The sequence below is a fragment of the Streptomyces sp. NPDC029138 genome (assembly GCF_055564375.1).
On the sequence record NZ_JBVHWM010000051.1, the window covers coordinates 52,485 to 72,376 of the forward strand.

Annotated in this window: 15 protein-coding genes; 7 read left to right on the forward strand and 8 right to left on the reverse strand. The window is 72.8% G+C overall.

Annotated features, from left to right (window positions below):
* Positions 1 to 102: 102 nt before the first annotated feature.
* The 4 genes from ACZ4WH_RS31115 to ACZ4WH_RS31130 form a co-directional block, all read right to left on the reverse strand.
* Positions 103 to 465, reverse strand: coding sequence for a DUF1304 domain-containing protein (locus ACZ4WH_RS31115; RefSeq protein ID WP_468187084.1), 363 nt, complete (start codon positions 463 to 465; stop codon positions 103 to 105).
* A 116-nt stretch (positions 466 to 581) separates the two neighbouring features.
* A complete protein-coding gene (locus ACZ4WH_RS31120; protein ID WP_468187087.1) occupies positions 582 to 1,160 on the reverse strand; it encodes a hypothetical protein in 579 nt (192 codons plus the stop codon).
* 242 nt (positions 1,161 to 1,402) lie between these two features.
* The gene (locus ACZ4WH_RS31125; RefSeq protein ID WP_468187090.1) at positions 1,403 to 2,848 is read right to left on the reverse strand and encodes an aldehyde dehydrogenase family protein; all 1,446 of its coding nucleotides are present in this window, start codon (positions 2,846 to 2,848) and stop codon (positions 1,403 to 1,405) included.
* A gap of 59 nt (positions 2,849 to 2,907) precedes the next feature.
* Positions 2,908 to 4,014 carry an NAD(P)-dependent alcohol dehydrogenase gene (locus tag ACZ4WH_RS31130; protein WP_468187093.1) on the reverse strand — a complete coding sequence of 369 codons (1,107 nt, stop codon included), beginning with the start codon at positions 4,012 to 4,014 and terminating at the stop codon, positions 2,908 to 2,910.
* A gap of 147 nt (positions 4,015 to 4,161) precedes the next feature.
* Between ACZ4WH_RS31130 and ACZ4WH_RS31135 the strand changes: the two genes are divergently transcribed.
* From ACZ4WH_RS31135 to ACZ4WH_RS31150, 4 genes are all read left to right on the forward strand, one after another.
* Positions 4,162 to 5,433 (forward strand): MFS transporter, encoded by a 1,272-nt coding sequence (locus ACZ4WH_RS31135; protein ID WP_468187096.1) that lies wholly within the window; start codon positions 4,162 to 4,164, stop codon positions 5,431 to 5,433.
* 30 nt (positions 5,434 to 5,463) lie between these two features.
* Entirely contained in the window at positions 5,464 to 6,438 is a 975-nt protein-coding gene (locus ACZ4WH_RS31140; RefSeq protein WP_468187099.1) for an MBL fold metallo-hydrolase, read from the forward strand.
* Positions 6,439 to 6,505: 67 nt separating this feature from the next.
* Positions 6,506 to 7,468, forward strand: coding sequence for an amidohydrolase family protein (locus ACZ4WH_RS31145; RefSeq protein WP_468187101.1), 963 nt, complete (start codon positions 6,506 to 6,508; stop codon positions 7,466 to 7,468).
* A 57-nt stretch (positions 7,469 to 7,525) separates the two neighbouring features.
* Positions 7,526 to 8,320, forward strand: a complete 795-nt coding sequence (locus ACZ4WH_RS31150) for an IclR family transcriptional regulator (RefSeq protein ID WP_468187102.1) — start codon at positions 7,526 to 7,528, stop codon at positions 8,318 to 8,320.
* 24 nt (positions 8,321 to 8,344) lie between these two features.
* Here ACZ4WH_RS31150 and ACZ4WH_RS31155 read toward each other — a convergent pair whose 3' ends face one another.
* The 4 genes from ACZ4WH_RS31155 to ACZ4WH_RS31170 form a co-directional block, all read right to left on the reverse strand.
* Positions 8,345 to 10,513: an ATP-binding SpoIIE family protein phosphatase gene (locus tag ACZ4WH_RS31155; protein ID WP_468187105.1), complete on the reverse strand. Its 2,169-nt coding sequence runs from the start codon at positions 10,511 to 10,513 to the stop codon at positions 8,345 to 8,347.
* Positions 10,514 to 10,719: 206 nt separating this feature from the next.
* A complete protein-coding gene (locus ACZ4WH_RS31160; protein ID WP_468187108.1) occupies positions 10,720 to 12,348 on the reverse strand; it encodes a bifunctional 3-(3-hydroxy-phenyl)propionate/3-hydroxycinnamic acid hydroxylase in 1,629 nt (542 codons plus the stop codon).
* Between the two features lie 27 nt (positions 12,349 to 12,375).
* Entirely contained in the window at positions 12,376 to 12,870 is a 495-nt protein-coding gene (locus ACZ4WH_RS31165) for a VOC family protein (RefSeq protein WP_468187111.1), read from the reverse strand.
* 56 nt (positions 12,871 to 12,926) lie between these two features.
* Positions 12,927 to 13,760, reverse strand: coding sequence for a fumarylacetoacetate hydrolase family protein (locus ACZ4WH_RS31170; RefSeq protein ID WP_468187114.1), 834 nt, complete (start codon positions 13,758 to 13,760; stop codon positions 12,927 to 12,929).
* A 215-nt stretch (positions 13,761 to 13,975) separates the two neighbouring features.
* Between ACZ4WH_RS31170 and ACZ4WH_RS31175 the strand changes: the two genes are divergently transcribed.
* From ACZ4WH_RS31175 to ACZ4WH_RS31185, 3 genes are all read left to right on the forward strand, one after another.
* A complete protein-coding gene (locus tag ACZ4WH_RS31175) occupies positions 13,976 to 17,167 on the forward strand; it encodes an amidohydrolase family protein (protein WP_468187117.1) in 3,192 nt (1,063 codons plus the stop codon).
* On the forward strand, positions 17,164 to 18,360 hold the full coding sequence (locus ACZ4WH_RS31180) for a MalY/PatB family protein (protein ID WP_468187120.1): 1,197 nt from the start codon (positions 17,164 to 17,166) through the stop codon (positions 18,358 to 18,360). Before ACZ4WH_RS31175 ends, ACZ4WH_RS31180 begins: the two co-directional genes overlap by 4 nt.
* 351 nt (positions 18,361 to 18,711) lie before the next feature.
* The gene (locus tag ACZ4WH_RS31185; RefSeq protein ID WP_468187123.1) at positions 18,712 to 19,713 is read left to right on the forward strand and encodes a helix-turn-helix transcriptional regulator; all 1,002 of its coding nucleotides are present in this window, start codon (positions 18,712 to 18,714) and stop codon (positions 19,711 to 19,713) included.
* Positions 19,714 to 19,892: the final 179 nt, after the last annotated feature.

Consider the following 19,892-nt stretch of genomic DNA (forward strand, 5'->3'; position numbering starts at 1 on the left):
CGCTGACAGGGATCACCGGTTGAACGCTCAGGGAACGGAACCCCAAACGGGAGTCAACTGACGCCCGCCGCACTTCGTGCCGGCTCCGGGAAGGGGAGTCGGTCAGTGGGCCAGGAACACGAGCGCGAGGCCCACGGCCGCCGGCAACGTCTGGACGTACAGGATGCGCCGGCTGGAGGTGGCGGCTCCGTACAGGCCCGCCACCGCGACGCACACCAGGAAGAACACCTTCGCCTGGAAACCCACCGGGTCGGAGGCCACCGCGCCCCACACCAGGCCGGCGGCGAGAAAGCCGTTGTACAGGCCCTGATTGGCCGCGAGCGCCTTCGTCCGGGCGGCGAACTCGGCACTGGTCCCGAAGGCCGCCCGGGCTTTCGGGCTCGTCCACAGGAACATCTCCAGGACGAGGATGCAGGCATGCAGGCATGCGATGGCCCACACCACGACGGATGCTATGAGTGACATGCCGACCATGATCGGTCATCGCCGGGGGGCCGAGTCCCGACTCGAAGGTTACGGCAGCCATCCCCGGCGCGCGGCCTGTGCCGCGGCCTGGAAGCGGGTGGCCGCGCCCAGTTCGGTCACCAGCCCGTGGATGCGGCGCTGGGTGGTGCGCCGGCTCCAGCCCTGGGCGCGGGCGATCGCCGTGTCCGAGCACCCCGAGGCCAACAGCCTGACGAGCGCGAGGGTGCCGGGGCCGGGCCCTCGGGCGGGCCGCTTCGCGGCCCGGTGTCCTCCAGCGGTGCGGCACGCTGCCACTCCGCCTCGAAGAGTGCCTCCAGCGCGGTGAGCATCGGGGAGCGGTGGATCAGACAGGCGGCCAGGTGCCCGCCCGGCGCGAGGCTGAAGGGAATGACCGCCGGCGCGTCGTCGGCGATCACCAGTTTCATCGGCAACCGGGCCGGCACACGCGCCTGTTCAACGGACCGTATGCTGGGCAGGATGTCGTCGCGCAGGCGACCCGGCCAGTCCACCGCGGCCCGGTCGTAGACCACGCGGTGGGTGACGCCGGTGCGCTGTCGGCCGCGCTGGTGCTCCAGGTCGCTGCCGGGGCGGTTCACGTAGGGCGGCCGGTCGAACGCGCGGATATGCCGGCGGGCACCGGCGGTGAGCCGGCGGACGGCGGCGCTGATGTCCTCGTACCCGCTGAGCAGTTCCACCGCGATGCTGGGATCGGCGATCCGGAGGGCTTCCCGGTGGGTCTCGGCCAGTCAACGCACCAGCGAGCGGGCCGCGTCGAGCTGTCGCTCGCGTTCCTGGATCAGCTCGGTGACCGCCACGTCGGGAGCGGCGGCGGTGAAGTGCGGAGGCCTCCCCGCCGACCTGGTCGCGAGTCCGCGAGGGGCCGGCCCCGCGTCGCGTCGGTGTGCGGTCGCGCCCGGGCGCGGTGAACCGGCCGCGGTCAGGTGTCCCCGTGCACGTAGAGCGTCTTCTGTTCGGTGAAGAAGTGCCAGGCCTCACGGCCGCCGAGCCGGCCGAATCCGGAGAGGGCGACCCCGCCGAAGGGCACGTGGGGTTCGTCCCCGACCGACGGTCCGTTGACGTGGACGGCGCCGACGCGCAGCCCGCGGGCGAGGCGGACGGCACGGGCGGTGTCGCCGGAGAGGACCGAGGCGATGAGGCCGTAGGGTGTGTTGTTCGCCTGGTCGGCCAGTTCCTCCTCGGAGGCGCACGGCTGCACGGTCACCAGGGGGGAGAACGCCTCCTCCTGGTGCAGCCGGGCAGCGGGGTTCACGGTGCCGAGCACCGTGGGGCGTGCCAGCAGTCCTTCGGGGTCGCCGCCTCCGGCGAGGACCTGCGCGCCGTGCGCGCGGGCGTCGGTGACGAGGTCCCGGAACCGGTCCGCGGCGCGCCGGTCGATGAGGGGACCGATGTCGGTCCCGGGTGACCGCGGGTCGCCCGCCGTCAGGGCCTCGGCACGGGCGGCCAGCCGCTCGGCGAGGTCCGCGTGGAGGCTTTCGGCGACCAGGACCCGGTCGGTGCTCATGCACACCTGCCCGGCGTTGGCGAACGCCGACACGGCGATGAGGTCGGCGGCCCGGTCCGGGTCCGCGTCGTCCAGGACGACGGTGACGTTCTTGCCGCCCAGTTCCATCACCGCCGGTGTCAGGTGGGACCCCGCGAGCCGGGCGATGGAGCGGCCGACGGGTGTGGATCCGATGAACACGACCCGGCGCAGTTCGGGCCGCTGGACGAGTGCGGTCACCAGTGCCGGGCTGTCGGCGGGGGCGCAGGTGAGCACGTTGACCACCCCGTCGGGCAGCCCGGCCTCGGTGAGCGTGTCGGCCAGCAGGTGTCCGGCGGCGTGGGGCGCCGCCTCGCTGGGGCGCAGGATGACGGTGTTGCCCGCGGCGAGTGCGACGGCGGTGGCACGCGCGGCGAGCACGACGGGCGCGTTCCAGGGCACCATGGCCAGGACGGGTCCGGCGGGGCCGCGCAGGTCGACGTTGGTGGTGTCCGGGTCGTGGGAGGGCAGGAGTGAGCCCGTGGGCGTGCTGGCCAGCGAGGCCGCCTCGCGCAGGTTGGCCGCCGCCTCGATGATGTTCATCTCGCCCCACCGGCGTACCGCGCCGGTCTCCAGGGCGAGCGCGTCACAGTGCTCCGGCATCCGGGCTTCGAGCAGGTCCGCGGCGCGCAGCAGAACGCGCCGGCGCTCGGTGTAGGACGTGCGTGACCAGCCGTGGAAGGCGGTCCACGCGGCGTCCACGGCGGCGTCGGCGTCGGCGGGGCCCGCGCAGGCCACCTGGGCCAGGGGACGGCCTGTGACGGGCGAGACGGAGACGAACGTGCGGGCGTCCTGGGCCGGCACCCGCTTGCCGCCGATGAGAAGACCGAGGTGGTCGGGCATGGCTGTTCCTGTCTTTGGCTCAGAAGACCGGTTCGGAAAGACCGAGGGAGACAACGGGTTCAGAAGACGAGGACGGGTTTGACGGCGATGCCCGCGGCGGCGTCCTCCGCCGCGCGGTTGATCTCCTCGAAGGGGTAGGTCCGCACGAGTCTGTCCAGCGGGAAGGCCCCGCGCCGGTGTGCGGCGAGCAGCGCCGGGATGAAGGTCTCCGGTTCGCTGTCCCCCAGGGTCACGCCGTGCACGGTGCGGCCCAGCAGCAGCCGGTTGACGTCGAACGATGCCCTGGACCCGGCCTTCGGCGCGCCGATCACGGCGATCCGGCCGGCGACTCCCAGACCGTCGATGAGGGTTTCGAGCAGTGCGGTGTTCCCGGTCGTCTCCACGACGGCGTCGACGCCCGCGCCGTCCGTGAGGCCGAGCAGGGTCTCGCCGAGCGGCTGCCCGGAGGTGTCGACGGTGTGGGTGGCGCCGAGTTCCCGTGCCAGTTCCAGCCTGGAGGGGACGCGGTCGACGGCGATCACGGCGCCGGCCGGCGACATGCGGGCGGCCATGACGGCGGACAGGCCGACGGCGCCCGCTCCCGTGACGGCGACGGTCTCTCCCGGACGCGGCCGGAGGATGTTGAGGATCGCTCCGGCGCCCGTCTGTGCCCCGCAGCCGAGCGGGGCCAGGACCGGCAGATCGGCTTCCGTCAGGTCGTCGGGCAGGACCACGACGCCGCGCTCGTCGGCGATCGCCTGGTCGGCGAAGGACGACTGGCCGAAGAAGTGCCCGTTCAGGTCCGCTCCCTTGTGGCGCAGGGTGGCGCTGCCGTCCGCGCGGCGGCCTCCGAAGAGGTTGAGTTCCATCTGGCGGTCGCAGTGCGCCGGGTGGCCGCCGCGGCAGCCCCGGCAGCGCCCGCAGGAGGTGAAGGTCAGCAGGACGCGGTCGCCGGGGCGGGTGCGCCGCACGGCGGCGCCGACCTCCTCGACGACGCCGACGCCCTCGTGGCCGAGGACTCCCGGCAGGGGGTAGGGCAGGGCTCCGTGGACGGCGTTCAGGTCCGTGTGGCAGACCCCCGCCGCCACCATGCGGACCCGGACCTCGTCGGGCCGCAGCTCGTCCAGTTCGACTTCCTCAAGGCTGAAGGGACCTCCGCGGGTCCATACCACTGCGGCTCTCGGCACGGCTGCTCGTTCCTTTCCCGTTCTCGGCGGTTAACACGGTGGCAACAGCGTAGACCCGAGGCGTCCTGATTTACAGGTATTGACTCCTGAAAAATGAAACCTATGCTCTGGTTGTCAAAGGACCGACCGACCTCGACGGAGCGTGACGTGTCCACACCTTTGACCACATCCCTCACCGCACAGGACACCGCGCACCGGCGCACGGTGCGACCCGCGGTGGCGATCCTCATCTGCACGACCGTGACGGTGATGGAGGGTTACAGCCTCATCGTCTACGGCTCGGTCATCCCGCTTCTGCTCACCGACCGGGGACTCGGCCTCGACACCGGCACGGTCGGTCTCGTGGGCAGCGTCATCTACGTCGGCATGCTGGCGGGCGCCCTGGTCGCGGGCGTGATCGGCGACCGGTTCGGGCATCAGCCCGTGCTGCTGGCCGGCATCGGCCTGTTCATCGCCGGGTTCGTCGTGACCGGCGTGGCCGGTGACGTGTTCGTCCTCGGCCTGGCCCGCCTGCTGTCGGGCCTCGGCGTCGGCGGGGCCATCACCACCGCCCTGACGCTGGCCCGCGCCCACGCCCCGCGCAACCGGGCGAGCCTCGTCGTGAACATCACGATGGCGGGCATCCCGCTGGGCGGCGCTCTGACGGCCCTCATCGGCCTGGTGGTGCTGCCGCATCTCGGCTGGAGACCGATGTTCTTCATCGGCGCCGCGCTGACTCTCGTCATCTTCGCCGTCGTGTTCGTCACCCCGCTGGAACACCGCGCCGCGTCCGCTCCCGGCCGGGAACCGCCGGCCACCGGCTCCACGGGGCCGCTGGCGCGGATGTTCCACGCTCGGGGGGCGCTGGTCGCGGCCCTCATCGCCGCGGTCGCCGTGCCCAACATGTTCACCTGGTTCGGGCTGAACGTGTGGCTCACCGCGGCCATGACCGCCCTGGACTATCCCCTCACCTCGGCGCTTCTGTTCTCGTTCACGCTGACGGCGGGGGCCGTGTGCGGCTCCCTGATCGCGGCACCGCTGGCCGACCGGTTCGGCGCCCTGCGGACAGCCGTCGTCACGGCCGTGCTCACGGTGGCCGGTCTCGCGGGCGTCGTGGCCGGCTCCCGGTCCCTCCCCCTCCTGCTGCTCTGCGTCGCGCTGATGGGAGCGGGCGGGCACACCACGGAGAACCTGCTCAACGCCGCGGCCGGCGATCTGTATCCGGCGTCCATCCGCGGCACGGTGATGGGCTGGTCCAACGGCCTGTCCTACGTCGGCGCGGTCGGCCCGGTCGTCGGCGGCCTGGTCATCGGCAGCGGCCTCGGAGCCTACGGCGTCTTCGTGCTCTTCGGCTGCTCGGCGTGCATCGTGGTGGTGACCCTGCTGGCACTCGCCCGCGCCGTCCGGTCAGGGCCGGCCACCGCGGCGGACCGCCTCTGACCGGCTTGCGCCGCTCACTTCCCTCCCCCCTTGCCCGAGAGGCACATCATGGACGACTCGTACGACATCGACCTGCACGACGGCTGGGCGCGCTTCACGCACGGCGCGTTCACCTGCACGGTCGTCTCCGACGGCATCCTGGAGATGGGACCCGCCCACGCCAACTTCCCGACCGCCGACCCCGCCGACATCGACGCCCTGCTGCACCGGCACTACCTGCCCACCGACCGGGTCCGGCTCAATCAGAACCTGCTGGTGGTCGACACCGGCAGCCGGCTCGTCCTGTTCGACACCGGGGTGGGCACCATGCCGGACCTCGGCGTCAAGACCTTCGGCGCGCACACCGGGAGGGCGGTGCCCAGCCTGCGGGCGGCCGGGATCGAGCCCGGCGACATCGACGTCGTCGCCCTCACCCACGCCCACCCCGACCACTGCTGGGGCCTCGTCGACGCCGAGGGCGCGCCGCTGTACCCCAACGCGACGGTCATGGTGAGCAAGGCGGACTTCACGCACTGGACCGACCTGAGCCGGGTCGCCGGCGCGCCGAACGAACACATGGCCGACCACTACCGGGGGGCGCACCTCAACCTGATGCCGTACGCGGAGGCCGGCCGCCTCGTGACCGTCGAGGACCGCGCCGAGGTCGCCCCCGGCATCACCGCGATCGCCACCCCGGGACACAGCCCCGGACACCTGGTGTACGACATCACCAGCGAGAACAGGACCATCATCTGCTGGGGCGACCTGTGCCACCACCACGTCCTGCTGCTCCAGCGCCCCGACTGGCGCTTCCAGTTCGACTTCGACGGCCCCGCCGCCACCGAGCAGCGCCGCCGCGTCTACGACCTGGTGGACAAGCGGCGACACGCCGTCTTCGCGTACCACTTCCCCTTCCCGGGCCTCGGCCATCTGCGGCCCGACGGCGACGGCTACGTCTGGCTCCCCGTCCCCGTGGAACCGGGCCGTCCCGTCACCCCGCCCGCGGCCCCGTCCTCCGGCGGCTGAACCGCCGCGCCGGGACGCCCCGTCCCGCCACCGACCCGCTGAACCACCGTCACAGAAGGAAGCGCCGATGACCCACGACCGGATCGACGTGCACGCCCACTACGTGCCCGACTTCTACCGCGGCGCCCTCGAAGCCGCGGGGCACACCCAGCCCGACGGCATCAAGGCCATCCCGGAGTGGAGCGAGGACCTCGCCCTGCGGGCCATGGACGAACTCGGCGTGCGGACCGCCCTGCTGTCCATCTCCTCACCGGGCGTGTACTTCGGCGACGCCGGCGCCGCCGTCGCACTGGCCCGGCAGGTGAACGAGGAGGGGGCGCGGCTGGTCCGCGCCCACCCGGGCAGGTTCGGGTTCTTCGCGAGCCTGCCCCTGCCCGACGTCGCCGCCGCGGAGGAGGAGCTGCGGTACGCCCTGGACGTGCTGCACGCCGACGGGATCGTCCTGGAGACGAACCACGCGGGCGTCTACCTGGGCGACGAGCGCCTCGAACCCCTCTACGCCGAAGCGGCCCGGCGCGACGCGGTCGTCTTCGTCCACCCCACGACCCCGGCGGGAGGGGAGCATCTGGCGCTGGGCTATCCGCGCCCCATGCTGGAGTTCATGTTCGAGACCACGCGGTCGGTCACCGATCTCATCCTCTCCGGGGTCCTCGACCGCCACCCGGACCTGAAGGTGATCGTTCCGCACGCCGGGGCGGCGCTGCCCGTCCTCGCGGGCCGTGTCGAACTGCTGCTGCCACTGCTCGCCCCGGCGGGCGGCCCCGGACTGCCGAGTGTGCGCAAGGCGCTCAGGCGGCTGCACTTCGACCTGGCCGGGGCCCCGGTGCCCGAACTGCTCGACGCGCTGCTGAAGGTGGCCGACCCCGGGCATCTGCACTACGGCAGCGACTTTCCGTTCACTCCCCTGGCTCCCGCGGTGGAGCTGGCGGATACGCTGTCGCACACGCCGTCGCTGGAGTCATCGGCCCGTGCGGCCGTGTTCCGCTGCAACGCCCTGGAGCTGCTGCCCCGTCTCGCGGGGCGCCCCTGACCGGCCCGCGTCCGCACCGGCATCGGCCAGTCCTGCGTAGGCGGTATGCTGTTTCGCATGGTAGGACAACCTGAGAACCGATCTTCGTACCGCGAACGCAACACGACGGCCGATCGGGCGCTCGACATCCTGGGGATGTTCACGGACGACCGGCCGGTGGTGTCCGGCATCGAGGTGGCGACGGCCCTGGGAGTGGCCAAGTCCACCGCCTACCGGTATCTACAGAGCCTGGTGACCAACCGCTTCCTCGAAGAGGCGCCGGGCGGCGGTTTCCGTCTCGGGCTGCGGGTGCTGGAGCTGGCCCGGGTGGCCCGCCGCAGCTACGGACTCACCGAAGTGGCCCTGCCGGCCCTCAATCGGCTCGCCGCCAGCGTGCACGAGACCGTCCTGCTCACTCGCCGGGTCGGCGATCTGGTCGTCTGCCTGGACCGGGCCGAGTCGCAGACCCACCGGGTCCGCATCTCCTACGAGCGCGGCATGACCCTGCCGATCAACGCCGGTGCCTCGGCACTGGTCCTGCTCGCCTGGAGCCCGCCCGAAGAGGCCGAGGCGCTGCTGCGCGCCACGGAACTGCGCAGGTTCACCCCGGCCACCCTGACCGACGTCGACGCCGTTCTCGCCCGGCTGGCGCAGATCCGCGCGGACGGCTACTCCGTGACGCGGTCGGAACTCGACCACGACGTGCTCGGCGTGGCGGCCCCGGTCTTCGGCGACGGGGAAGACGTCGTCGCCGCCGTGAGCGTGGCCGCGGTCAGTTCGCGCACCTCCCAGGTGGCGGAGCGGACGATCGTCCAGCAGGTGCGGGCCACGGCCGCGGAGATCGGCGACCTCGTGCGGACCGTGCAGTCCTGAGCGCCTCGGACCCCGGCGGCACGCTCACGGCGTACCGAGTTCGAACCACACCGTCTTGCCCCTGCCGCTCGGGGAGTTGCCCCAGGCGGCGGCGAGCGCCGCGACGATGACCAGGCCGCGCCCGCTCTCGGCCTGGTCCTCCTCGCGGAAGACGGTGACGGGCACGGCCGGGCGCGGAGCGCAGTCCCGCACCTCCACCCGGACCTTCCGCGGGTACCTGCGCAGGCGCACATCGACCTCGCTGTCGCCGTGCACGAGTGCGTTGGTGACCACTTCGGAGGCCAGCAGTTCGGCGGCGTCGGCCAGCACATCCAGGTCCCATCCGTCCAGGCACTCCCGGAGGAACCGCCGCGCGCGCCGCACGCCTCCCAGGTCGTGGCGGGCTATCTCCAGTCCGCGGACGTCGCCCCGGACATCGGCGGGGGCGCCCTCGTACCGGAGCAGCAGCAGGGCCCTGTCATCCGCGTGGGAGGGGTGCGAGGAGGGCTCCTCCACCAGGAGGTCGCCCAGGTCCTCCATCTCGCCGCCGGCGGTGCGGAACGCGGACTCGAACGCCGCGGGGGTCATCCCGGCGCCGTGCCCGGGCAGCCCGTCGGAATGGAGCACCAGCAGGGTGCCGGGCCGAATGACCCGCTCGGTCGTCCGGTAGACGGGGTCCGCCTCCACGCCGAGCGGGACGCCGACATCGACGTCCAGGGCGGGGTAGTGCCCGTGCTCCTCGCGGATGAGCGGCGGTACGTGCCCCGCCGTGGCCATGCGGACCTCGCCGGTACCAGGATCGAGCCAGACGCAGCAGCACGTGGCCAGCAGATCGCCCGCCAGGTCGTTCAGGAGCCGGTTGGTCCGGGTCAGCACGGTCGCCGGGTCGTGGCCCTCGCCCGCGAACGCGCGTACGGCGCTGCGCAGTTGCCCCATCACCACGGCCGCCGCGATGCTGTGTCCCTCGACGTCGCCCACGACGGCGGCCACTTCGCCGCCGGGCAGTTCGATCACGTCGTACCAGTCGCCGCCCAGGTCGAACGCACCGCCGGCCGGCGCGTAGCGGCAGGTGCTGAGGACGCCCGCGACCTGCGGGAGCATCCGCGGCAGCAACGTCTCCTGGAGTTGCTGGGCCAGGGCCCGGCGGGCGTCCAGCACGCGGGTCCGCTCGAAGGTCTGGCCCAGCAGGGTGGCCAGTGACGTGAGCGCGCCCTGCACACCGGCGGTCCCGCCGGGCCGGGCCGGGTAGCCGACCGAGCAGGTTCCCGTGGCACGGCCGCCCGCCAGCAGAGGCAGCACGAACCAGACGTGGTCACGGTCCTCGGCCTCCTCGCGGGCGAACCGGCCGGCGGCACGGCCGCCGGCCGGTTCGGTGATCTGCTCCCGGGCCGCGACGGCGAGCGTCTCCAGCGTCGGCCTGCCCAGCGGCATCCCGTTCAGCCTCCGCAGCCAGGCGGAGGAGCAGCCGGACGCGCCGACCACGTTCAGCCTGCCGGACTCGACGAGGCTGAGTGCCACCGCCTCGGCGCCGAAGCCGTGCGTGATCCGCTCGACGGCCGCCTCGGCGGCTTCCCCGGTCTCCGTGACCGTGGCCAGCCGCACGGCCAGCTTGTGCACGTGATAGGCGGTCGGCACGTCCACACCGCCCGGCGGGGGATCCATGGACGCGGGTCCCGGCTCGTGGTCCCCGGGGACGACCAGGGGTACCCCGGCGGGTTCGGCGGGAACCCCGAGCGCGGCGAAGCGCTCGACGACCGCCGACATCCGGCCGGCGGCCCGGACCAGGCCCTCCCGGCCGGTGTCCGGTCCCGCGCCGGCGCCCTCGGGCCAGGTGGCCGTCACCGCGCCCGTGGCTCCCGCCGGCCCGTGCAGCGCGGTGGCCATGACGACGTAGGGGAACGGGGTGAGCACGGCCAGCTCCGGGTGGCGTTCCAGCGTCTGCGTGGAGTGCGCCGTGGTGACCCGGCCGGTCCGGTAGGCCGCGACCGTGGCGTACCGCGGGTCTTCCAGGGACACGCGCTCCAGGGGGGAGTAGACGCCCATCGGCGTCACCGCGACCACGGCCGCGGCCAGCGCGTCCTCCCCGGGCACGCGCAAGTAGACGATGACCGCCGCGGCGTCCACCTCACGCAGGCACCGGGCGGCCTCGCGAGCGAGCAGGCGGTCACGGCGCGCGTCGCCCCGGAAGGCGACGGGGCCTCCATTCGCCTGCATCGCGGCCACCTGCCCTCGCACACCGTGGCAGTCCGTCTTTCTCGCTACTGGCATCATGACGCCGTCCACGCTGCGGCACCACACGGCGACGATCCGTGGCACGCGTGCCGCGTCCCCCGGCGGGGCGGACGCGACGCGTGGGGACGGGCATCGCGCACGACGTGGCGCGGCCGTACGGAGACGCGCCGCCGGCGACGGCCGCGCCGTCAGCCGGCCAGCGGGAGCCCGGCCGGGATCGTCCGGTCCAGGGCGAGGATCTCCGCGAGGTCGGGCGGGGCGTCCGGCGGCCAGCAGGCCGCCACGAACCGGTCGGGCCGCAGCAGCACGTACCGGCCCCGGTAGGCCGCGGTCTCCGCCTCCAGGCCGCCGTCGACGTCCACCAGGACGCGCGGCGCGCCGGGCGAGGCGGGCAGGACGTCACCCACCGCGACGTGCGCGACCACCGGGCTCAGCGGCCGGAGCGCGTCGAGAGCCCTGCCGTAGCCCGACTCGGGCACACCCACGCCGAGCAGTACCCAGCCGTGGCCGACGACCTCGTCCAGCAGGCGGGTGCGCCCGTTCTCCACGTCGAACACCCTGGGCTGGCCCAGCATGACCCCGGTGGGCGCCGCGGTGCCGGGTGCCACCATGCCGGCCCGGTACCGCTGAGGGGGCCGGTACCGCATGTGCTCCAGGTAGGCGCGCTTGTCCGGTGACCGCATCATCGCGCGGACGACGGCGTCGCGGCGCCGGGCGAGGCGCGGATTCGTGGTCATCACGATCCGGCCCAGCTTCGCCGACAGAGCCACGGTGGCCTCCGCGTGGGGTCTGCGCTCGGTCTCGTAGGTGTCGAGGGCCGCGTCGGTCAGCGTGCCGTGCAGCACGCCGGCGATCTTCCAGGAGAGGTTGGCGGCGTCACGGATGCCGGAGTTCAGTCCCTGGCCGGCGAAGGGCGGCATCATGTGGGCCGCGTCACCGAGCAGGAAACAGCGTCCGGCACGCCAGGAGTCCGCCACCAGAGCGTTGAACCGGTAGGCCACCGCTCGCTGCACCTGGTCGGGGGTGAGCGTCCGGAACGGTTCGAGGAGCCGCCGGACGAGTTCGAACGGTGGCTGCTCCCCCGCCGCGCACTCGCCCGGGTGGAGGTAGAACTCGTAGCGGCACCGGCCCTCCCGCCCGGGGACGATGACGTGGGGGCGGACCGGATCGCCGTGGTGCATGCCGAAGCGCTCGGTGTGCGGGTCGTCGAGGACATCGACGACCAGCCACACGTCGTCGAAGCCGCGTCCGCTCATACCGATGCCCAGGCGGTCGCGCACCGTCGAACGTCCGCCGTCGCAGCCGAGGGCGAACGCCGTCCGGATCGTGCGCAGGCCGCCGGCGGTCCGGCACACCAGCTCCACTCCCGCCTCGTCCTGGCGCAGGCCGACGAGTTCGGTGCTCATGAGCACCCGGACCCGGGGATCGGCATTCAGGTGGGCCAGCAGTTCCCGCTCCAGGTCCGGCTGGGCGAACGGGTTCTTGAAGGGGTGTCCGAAGCGGTACGGCACCTCGGCCCGCGCCTGGAACACCGGTTCGCCGTCGGCGCCGTAGTACTTGGTGCCGGTGCCGGGGACGATGACGCGCAGCACCCGCTCGGCGCATCCGGCCGCCTGGTACACCCGCAGGGCCTCGTCATCGATGCTGATCGCCTTCGGGGCGTCACTGGTCACCGGGTTGCGCTCCGCCACCACGACGCTCAGGCCCTCGGCGGCCAGCAGCGCGGCGGCCGTCATGCCCACGGGGCCCGCTCCGACCACCGCCACGTCGGCTGTCAGTACCCCGCTCTCGCCGGGCTCAACGACTGTGCCGTACACGGAATCTCCCCTCAGCAAGGCCGCTTCCTACTGGACGGGCTGGTAGGCCGGTCCGCCGTCGCTCAGCAGGCGCTCGGCCTCCGCCTCGATCTCCTCCAGCGGCTGATCGAGGTTGAGCGTCTTGCGGAACGGCTGCCGCACGTCGCGGTCGACCCGCACGTACACCTCGTTGCGGTTGCCTTCCGGGTCGAAGAAGTAGATCCCGTAGGCGTTCCCGTGGGTGACCTCCTGCTGCACGGGGATGCCCTCGGACCGGAACCTCTCGTGGAACGCGACGAGGGTCTCCAGGGAGTCGATCCGCCAGGAGATCTGGTGGGTGAGCCGGGCGCCGGGCTCGGCGGTGCGCCCGCGCTGGATGACGAACTCGTGGTGCTCCTCGTCGGGGCGGGAACTGAGGAACACGATGCCGCGCTCGGCGTCCTCGTCGGTGACGGTCAGGCCGAGGACCCGGGTGTAGAAGTCGCGCATACGGTCGAGGTCGTTGACCCACAGGCCGGTGTGGCCGAGTTCGACGATGGCCATGTGACTGCTCGCTTTCTCTGGTGATTCTGTCGTGAACGTGGTGGTGCCGGCCGGAGTCAGGCGTCCTCGGCCCGCACGGTGTTCTCCAGGCGGCCGATGCCCTCGATGCTCACGGCGACCTTGTCGCCGGGCCGGAGGAAGACCTGGGGGTCCCTGCGGAAGCCCACGCCTCCGGGGGTTCCGGTGAGGATGACGTCCCCGGGCAGCAGGGTGGTGAACTCCGACACGGTGGCGACCAGGGTCGGGATGTCGAAGATGAGCTTGGACGTGTCCGACGACTGGAGCACCTCTCCGTTGAGGGTGAGGCTGATGTCGAGCGACCCGATACGGTCACCGATCTCGTCGTGGGTGACCAGTTCCGGCCCGATCGGCGTGGACGCGTCCCAGGCCTTGCCCTGAAGCCACTGGTGGGTCTTGTACTGGTAGTCGCGCATCGTCACGTCGTTGGCCACGGTGTAGCCGGCGATCACCTCGTACGCGCGGTCCCGCGGGACCCGGCGGGCGGGGGCTCCGATCACCACGGCCAGTTCGGCCTCGTAATCGACCTGCGCCGACTCCGGCGGCACCGTGACGGCGTCCCCGTGGGCGATCAGGCTGGAGGGGAACTTGGTGAACAGCACGGGATAGACGGGCAGTTCGCGGCGGGTCTCGCCCACGTGCGACAGGTAGTTCAGACCCACGCAGATGATCTTCTGCGGCTCCGGTACGACCGGGAGCAGCCGGGCGCTCGCCAGCGGGATGCGCCGGTCCTCGCCCAGCCGGGGCGCCCGCAGGACCTCCAGGGGCGTCTGCCTGCCCAGCTCGCTCGCGCCCTCCAGCGGCACGGCCCACTCGCCCCGTACCGCTGCCGCGTACCGCACGCCCTCGTACTCAAGGGAAACAAACCGCATCGGCTCCATCACCTTCACTCCGGTGGTCTTCCTCTGGACGCACGCTAGCATCAGTCCTGTAAATAAGGAAGCAAGTCCTGTCAAGCAGGACAGAGTCGGAAGGGCAGGGCCTGTGCCCCCACGACACTCGAGAGCGAGGCTGACAACACCGGCGAGGAGGGTGTTGCCATGATGCGGATGTCGGTGTCCGTCGCCTCTCCCCCCGGGACAAACACATGGATCAGCACAGTGCGCAGGGCTCAGCGGTCTCCCGCCGGGGCGTCATCAAGGCCGGACTGGGCGCTGCCGCCGTGGCGTTACCGGCCCAGGCCGGTGTGGCGGCCGCCTCCCCGGCCGGTCGTACGGAAGCGGTGTCCGCGTCCGGCAGGACTCTTCGGTTCACCGGTGGCACCAACGCGTCCGTGGCCGTATCGCCGGACGGTGAGCGTCTGGTCCTGGAGACGCAGGGCGTGTTGTGGTCGCTGCCCCGGACGGGCGGCCCGGCGACGGCACTGACCGGGGCCGGGCTGGAACCGGCCCGGGTGGCCTGGTCACCGGACGGTTCCCGGATCGCCGTGTGCGCCTATCAGGGCGGCGGGTTCCACGTGTGGACGATGGCGCCGGACGGTTCCGGTCCGCGCCGGCTGACGTCCGGGCCGTGGGACGACCGGGGTGTCAGCTGGTCGCCCGACGGCAGCCGTATCGCGTTCGCGTCCGAGCGTGGCGGGGACGCCGTGCGCGGCAGCTCGTACAGCATCTGGACGGTGGACGTGCGCTCCGGTGAGCTGACCCGGCTCACCCGTGACACCGGGGTGGAGGACTACGACCCGGCCTGGCACCCCGACGGCAGGACGGTGGTCTTCGTCCGGGCCGGTGCCGAAGGGGGACGTACGCTCGCCTCCGTTCCCGCCGTGGGCGGGACCGTCACGGTGGTGCGTACGGTCGACGCGGGGACGCTGGTCGGGCCCGCGGTCAGTGCGGACGGACGGGTGGCGTGTGTGCGGGTGGACGATGCCGCGCAGGGCACGAACGCGGCGCGTTCCACGCTGCTGGTGGACGGCGAGCCGGTGACGGACGGCGAGGACGTCTCCCCGCTGCCGCCCTCCTGGACGGCGGACGGTGAACTGTTCTACGTCGCGGACGGGCAGGTGAAAGTACGGCGGCCGGGCACGGCACGCAGCGCGGCGGAGACCGTTCCGTTCGTGGCGGAACTGCCGGTGCCCCGGCCGGGCGGGTCCCGCAAGCGGTACGACTTCGACTCGGTGGCCCGGCGTCCGGTCCGGGGGGTGCACCTGCCGGTGCTCTCCCCCGACGGCGCGTCCGTGGCGTTCGCCGCGCTCGACGCCCTGTGGGTGATGCCGGTGGGCGGTGGCCGCCCGCGCAGGCTGGTGCAGGCGTCGCCGTCCGCCTACCCGCAGATGCCGTCCTGGGCTCCGGACGGGCGGAGCGTCCTGTACTGCCGGGAGAGCGGGCCGGGCGGAGACGGGCTGATCGGTGTGCGCCGGTACCGGCTCGACAGCGGCCGGGAGGAGGTGCTGGCGACGGGGGGACGCCTCAATCCGGTGCTCTCCCCCGACGGCACCAGGCTCGCCTGCCAGGACTCCACCGGCAATCTCCTCGTACGTGACCTCGCCACCGGCGCGGAGCGGACCCTCGTCGCTCCGCTGGGTGCCAACGGGCTGCCGGGACGGCCGAGTTGGTCGCCCGACGGCCGGTACCTCGCGTTCAGTGACCGCAACCGGCTCAACGGCCGGTTCCGCGAGGGATACAACGTCATCCGCGTCGTGGACACCGGGACCGGGCAGTGGGCCGCGTACCTGCCGTCCGCGCACGCCTCGCTGTCCGACCGTGGCAACAGCGGTCCCGTGTGGTCGCCGGACGGCACGGCCATGGCGTTCGTCATGGAGTCCGCGCTGTGGGTGATGCCGGTGCACCCGGACGGCTCCCCCGCCGGTGAGCCCCGGCGCCTGACCGAGGAGGCCGCCGATCATCCTTCCTGGTCAGGGGATTCCCGCACGCTGCTGTACGAGGCGAGCGGGCGGCTCAGGCTCGTGGCCCGCGACGGTTTTGGCCGGCGTGACGTCCCGGTGCCGCTCACCTACCGGCGGCGGCTGCCGTCCCGGACCGACACGGTCCGGGTGCACGCCGGACGGCTGTGGGACGGTACGGGCGAGTCACCCCGGGAGGACGTCGACCTCGTCGTCCGCGGCCACCGCATCGCCGCCGTCGAACCCCACCGGGCGCGGGCCCGGACGGGCGAACGCGTCATCGACGCCTCCGCCTCCACCGTCATCCCGGGCCTGTGGGACGCCCACACCCACCCGTGGCAGTACACCTACGGCAGCCGGCAGGGCAGCCTCATGCTCGCCTACGGCATCACCACCAACGTCTCCCTCGGCGGATTCGCCCACGAGGCCATCCGCATCCGGGAGTCGGTGGCGGCCGGCCGCATGGCCGCACCGCGTCTGTTCGCCACCGGGGAGCTGATCGACGGCAGCCGGGTCGCCTACAGCATGGCCCGCGCGCACCGGACGCGGGAGGGCCTGGAGCGGACCCTGCGGCGGGCGGTCGCACTCGACGTCGACTTCGTCAAGACCTACGTCCGCGCGCCCGCCTCGGTCATGCGGGAAGCCGCCCGCACCGCCCACCGGGACCTCGGCGTCCTGGCCGGCAGCCACTTCCTGTCCCCCGGAGCCGCCGTCGGCCAGGACCTCACCACCCACCTCCAGGCCACCCAGCGCACCGAGTACGGACACGCCCTCACCCCCACCGGCCACTCCTACCAGGACGTCCACGAGACCTACCGGGGCGGCGACTTCGCGCTCATCGCCACGCCGTTCACCGCGCTCGCCCAGCTCGGCGCCGATCCCTCCCTGGCCGACGACACCCGCGTCACACGGCTCGCCGCGCCGTGGGACGCCGCGCTCGTACGGAGGCTGGCGCGGACACCGCCCAGTGACGCCGCCGCGCGCGCCTTGGAGCGGGAGACGGCCGTCTACCGGCGGATCGTCGGCGACGGCGGCGTACTCGCCCTGGGCACGGACGCGCCGCTGACCCCCATCGGCCTGCACCTCCACCTCGCCCTGCGGGCCCTGCACCGCTTCGGCGGCCTGTCCGTCGCGCAGACACTGCGTACGGCGACGGTCGTCCCGGCCCGGCTCTTCGGGGTCGCGGACGATCTCGGCACCCTGGAGCCGGGCAAGCTCGCCGACCTCACGGTGATCGACGGCGACCCGTTCCAGGACGTCGACGACCTCGTCCGTACCTCCTGGGTCATGCGGGACGGCATGGTGCACCGGCGCGAGGACCTGGTGAACGCGTTCCCGGCCGGCCCGCCGGTACCGTCCGGGACGGGACACGCGGACTGGCTCGACGTCAGCCGGCAGCTGCGCCGTGAACCCTGCTGCTCCGCGTTCTCCCTGTCATGACGCCCACAGCGCACGACTTCACGAATCCGGTCGACCGGAGCGCGTCGCACTCCCTCAAGTGGAGCGGTTCCCCGGGGGAACTGCCGATGTGGCTCGCCGACATGGATTTCCGGGCGGCACCGGAGATAGTCGACGCGATACGCGCCCGTGCGGACAGCGGGCTGTTCGGCTACACCCTGCTCGACGAGCAGTACGCCCGCAGCCTGAGCGCATGGTGGACCCGCAGGCACGGCTTCGCCGTCGCCGCGGACTGGGTGGTGTACTGCGCCGGGGTGCTCCCGGCAATCTCCTCCCTGCTCCGCCGGATGACCGGCCCCGGCGACCAGGTGGTGGTACTGCCGCCGGTCTATCACGTGTTCTTCGAACTGATCGCCGGCAACGGCAGGCAGGTCCTGCCCAGCGACCTGCGCTACGACCACACGGGATACCGGATCGACTTCGCGGACCTCGAACGCAAGCTGGCCGATCCCCGCACCCGCATGCTGCTCTTCTGCAACCCGCACAATCCCACCGGGAACCTGTGGGACGCCCCGACCCTGCAACGGGTCGGCGAGCTGTGCGCCCGGCACGACGTCCTGGTCGTCAGCGACGAGATCCACGGCGACCTGACCGCGCCGGACCATGCCTACACCCCGTTCGCCTCCGTCTCGGCCCTGTGCGCCCGCACCAGCGTCACCTGCGTGTCCCCGACGAAGACGTTCAACCTCGCCGGCCTCCAGACGGGCGCCCTCCTCGTACCGGACCCGGCGCTCCGGGCCGCCGTGACCCGCGGGCTGCACGCCGACTGGATCGGCTACCCGAACGTCTTCGCCGCCGAGGCGACGATCGCGGCGTACGAGCACGGTGAGCGGTGGCTGGACGAACTGCGCGCGGTGGTGGCGGCCAACAGGCGTCGGGCCACGCGGTTCCTCGCGGCCGAGATTCCCGAGCTACGGGTGGTGGCGTCCGACGCGACCTACCTGATGTGGATCGACTGCTCGGCGCTGACCGACGACACGGCGTATCTGTGCGCGTTCCTGAGGGACCGGACCGGGCTGCACCTGTCGGCGGGCGAAGAGTTCCACGGCAACGGCTCCCGGTTCATCCGCGTGAACGTGGCCTGCCAGCCCGTACGCCTGGAGGACGCCCTCGGCCGGCTGCGCACCGGCGTGGACGCCTACCGCGACGAGCACCCCGCGGGCCGGCGGAGCTGACGGCACGCGCGCCCGTACGGCACCACTCGTCCGTAAGGGCACAGCTGTCTTCCCGCCAGGGCCTTCCGGGCCGAGCAGGGCATGGACCGCCGTGTGATCGCCAAGGACTACGGAACCGGATCCGTGCTGTACATCGGCTGACCCACGCCCGACAGGCCCCCTCACACCCGCGAAGACGTGGCTCATGGCGGCGACCACGGCCGCCCTGAACGGACCGTCGCCGGCGTGCGGTTGAGCGCTCAGGAGCCGGTCCGGTGCCTACGCGCCGGACCGGTTACGCTTCTGCCCCACGAGAGTCCCGGCCGCTACGACCGGAAAGGGATTTCTCCCCCGGGAGTCGGAGGGTGCGCGGTGCTGGAGGTCCTCGGTCTGGACGAGCGCGCCGAGGCCGCCTATCTGGCCCTGGTGGACAGCCGGTCGCTCACCGTGGCCGAACTGGCGGAGCGGACCCGCATGGAACGCTTCGACCTGGAGACCGCCCTGGTCCGGCTGGAGGACGGCGGTCTCGTCGCCCGGGTGCCGGGCCGTCCCGCGCGGTACACCGCGCTCCCGCCGGAACACGCGGTGGAGGTTCTGCTGCTGGCCCGCGAACGGGACATCCGACGGGTGCGAGCCCTCGCGCAGCGGCTGGGCGAGCGGCATCAACGGGCCAGGGGCGGTCATGGATCGGCCTCGCTCATCGAGGTGATCTCCGGCTCTGAGGGCGTGGCCCGCTGCGGGGAGCAGCTGTTCCGGCGGGCCGAGCGGGAGATCCGGGGCATCGACGCGCCGCCGTACGCGGAGGCCGGGGACGGCGGACGGGTCAACTCGGTCGTCAACATCACCGGCGGACAGGTCCGCAGCCGTTTCATCCACGGCCGGGACTCGCTGCTCCTGCCCGGCGTGGTACGCCGCATCGAGCGGGACGTCGCAGGCGGCGAGGAGGTGCGCGTCGTACCCCGGGCGCCGATGAAGCTGCTGCTGGCCGACGACCAGGCGGGGCTGATCCCACTGGTGTCGACGCCTCAGGTGCTGGACACCTGCGTCCTGGTACACCCCTCCTCCCTGCTCGACGCTCTGAGCGTGCTCTTCGAGACCCTGTGGCAGCAGGCGCAGCCCTTCGTGCCCGGCCACCCGGAATCGGACGGTCCGGACGCCTTCCTCAGCGAGGAGGAACGGCGCATCGTGTCGCTGCTGGGGCTAGGGCTGCCGGACGAGGCCATCGCCCGTCACCTGGGCATCGGGCACCGTACGGTGCAGCGGCGGGTCCAGGCCCTGCTGGTGCGGCTGGGTGCGGCCAGCAGGTTCCAGGCGGGCGTGCTCGCGGCGCGGCGCGGCTGGTGGACACCGGACGATCCGGCGCTCGGTGTCTGACCCCGCGCCGGCGGGACGCGGGAGCCGCCCGGCGTCGGTGCGGGGGGGGGGGGGGGGGGGGGGGGGGGGGGGGAGGGGGAGGGAGGGGGGGGGGGGGGGGGGGGGGGGGGGGGAGGGGGGGGGGGGGTTACGGGTCGGCCTGCGGGGGGGGGGGGGGTGGGGGGGTGGGGTTCTTCTTT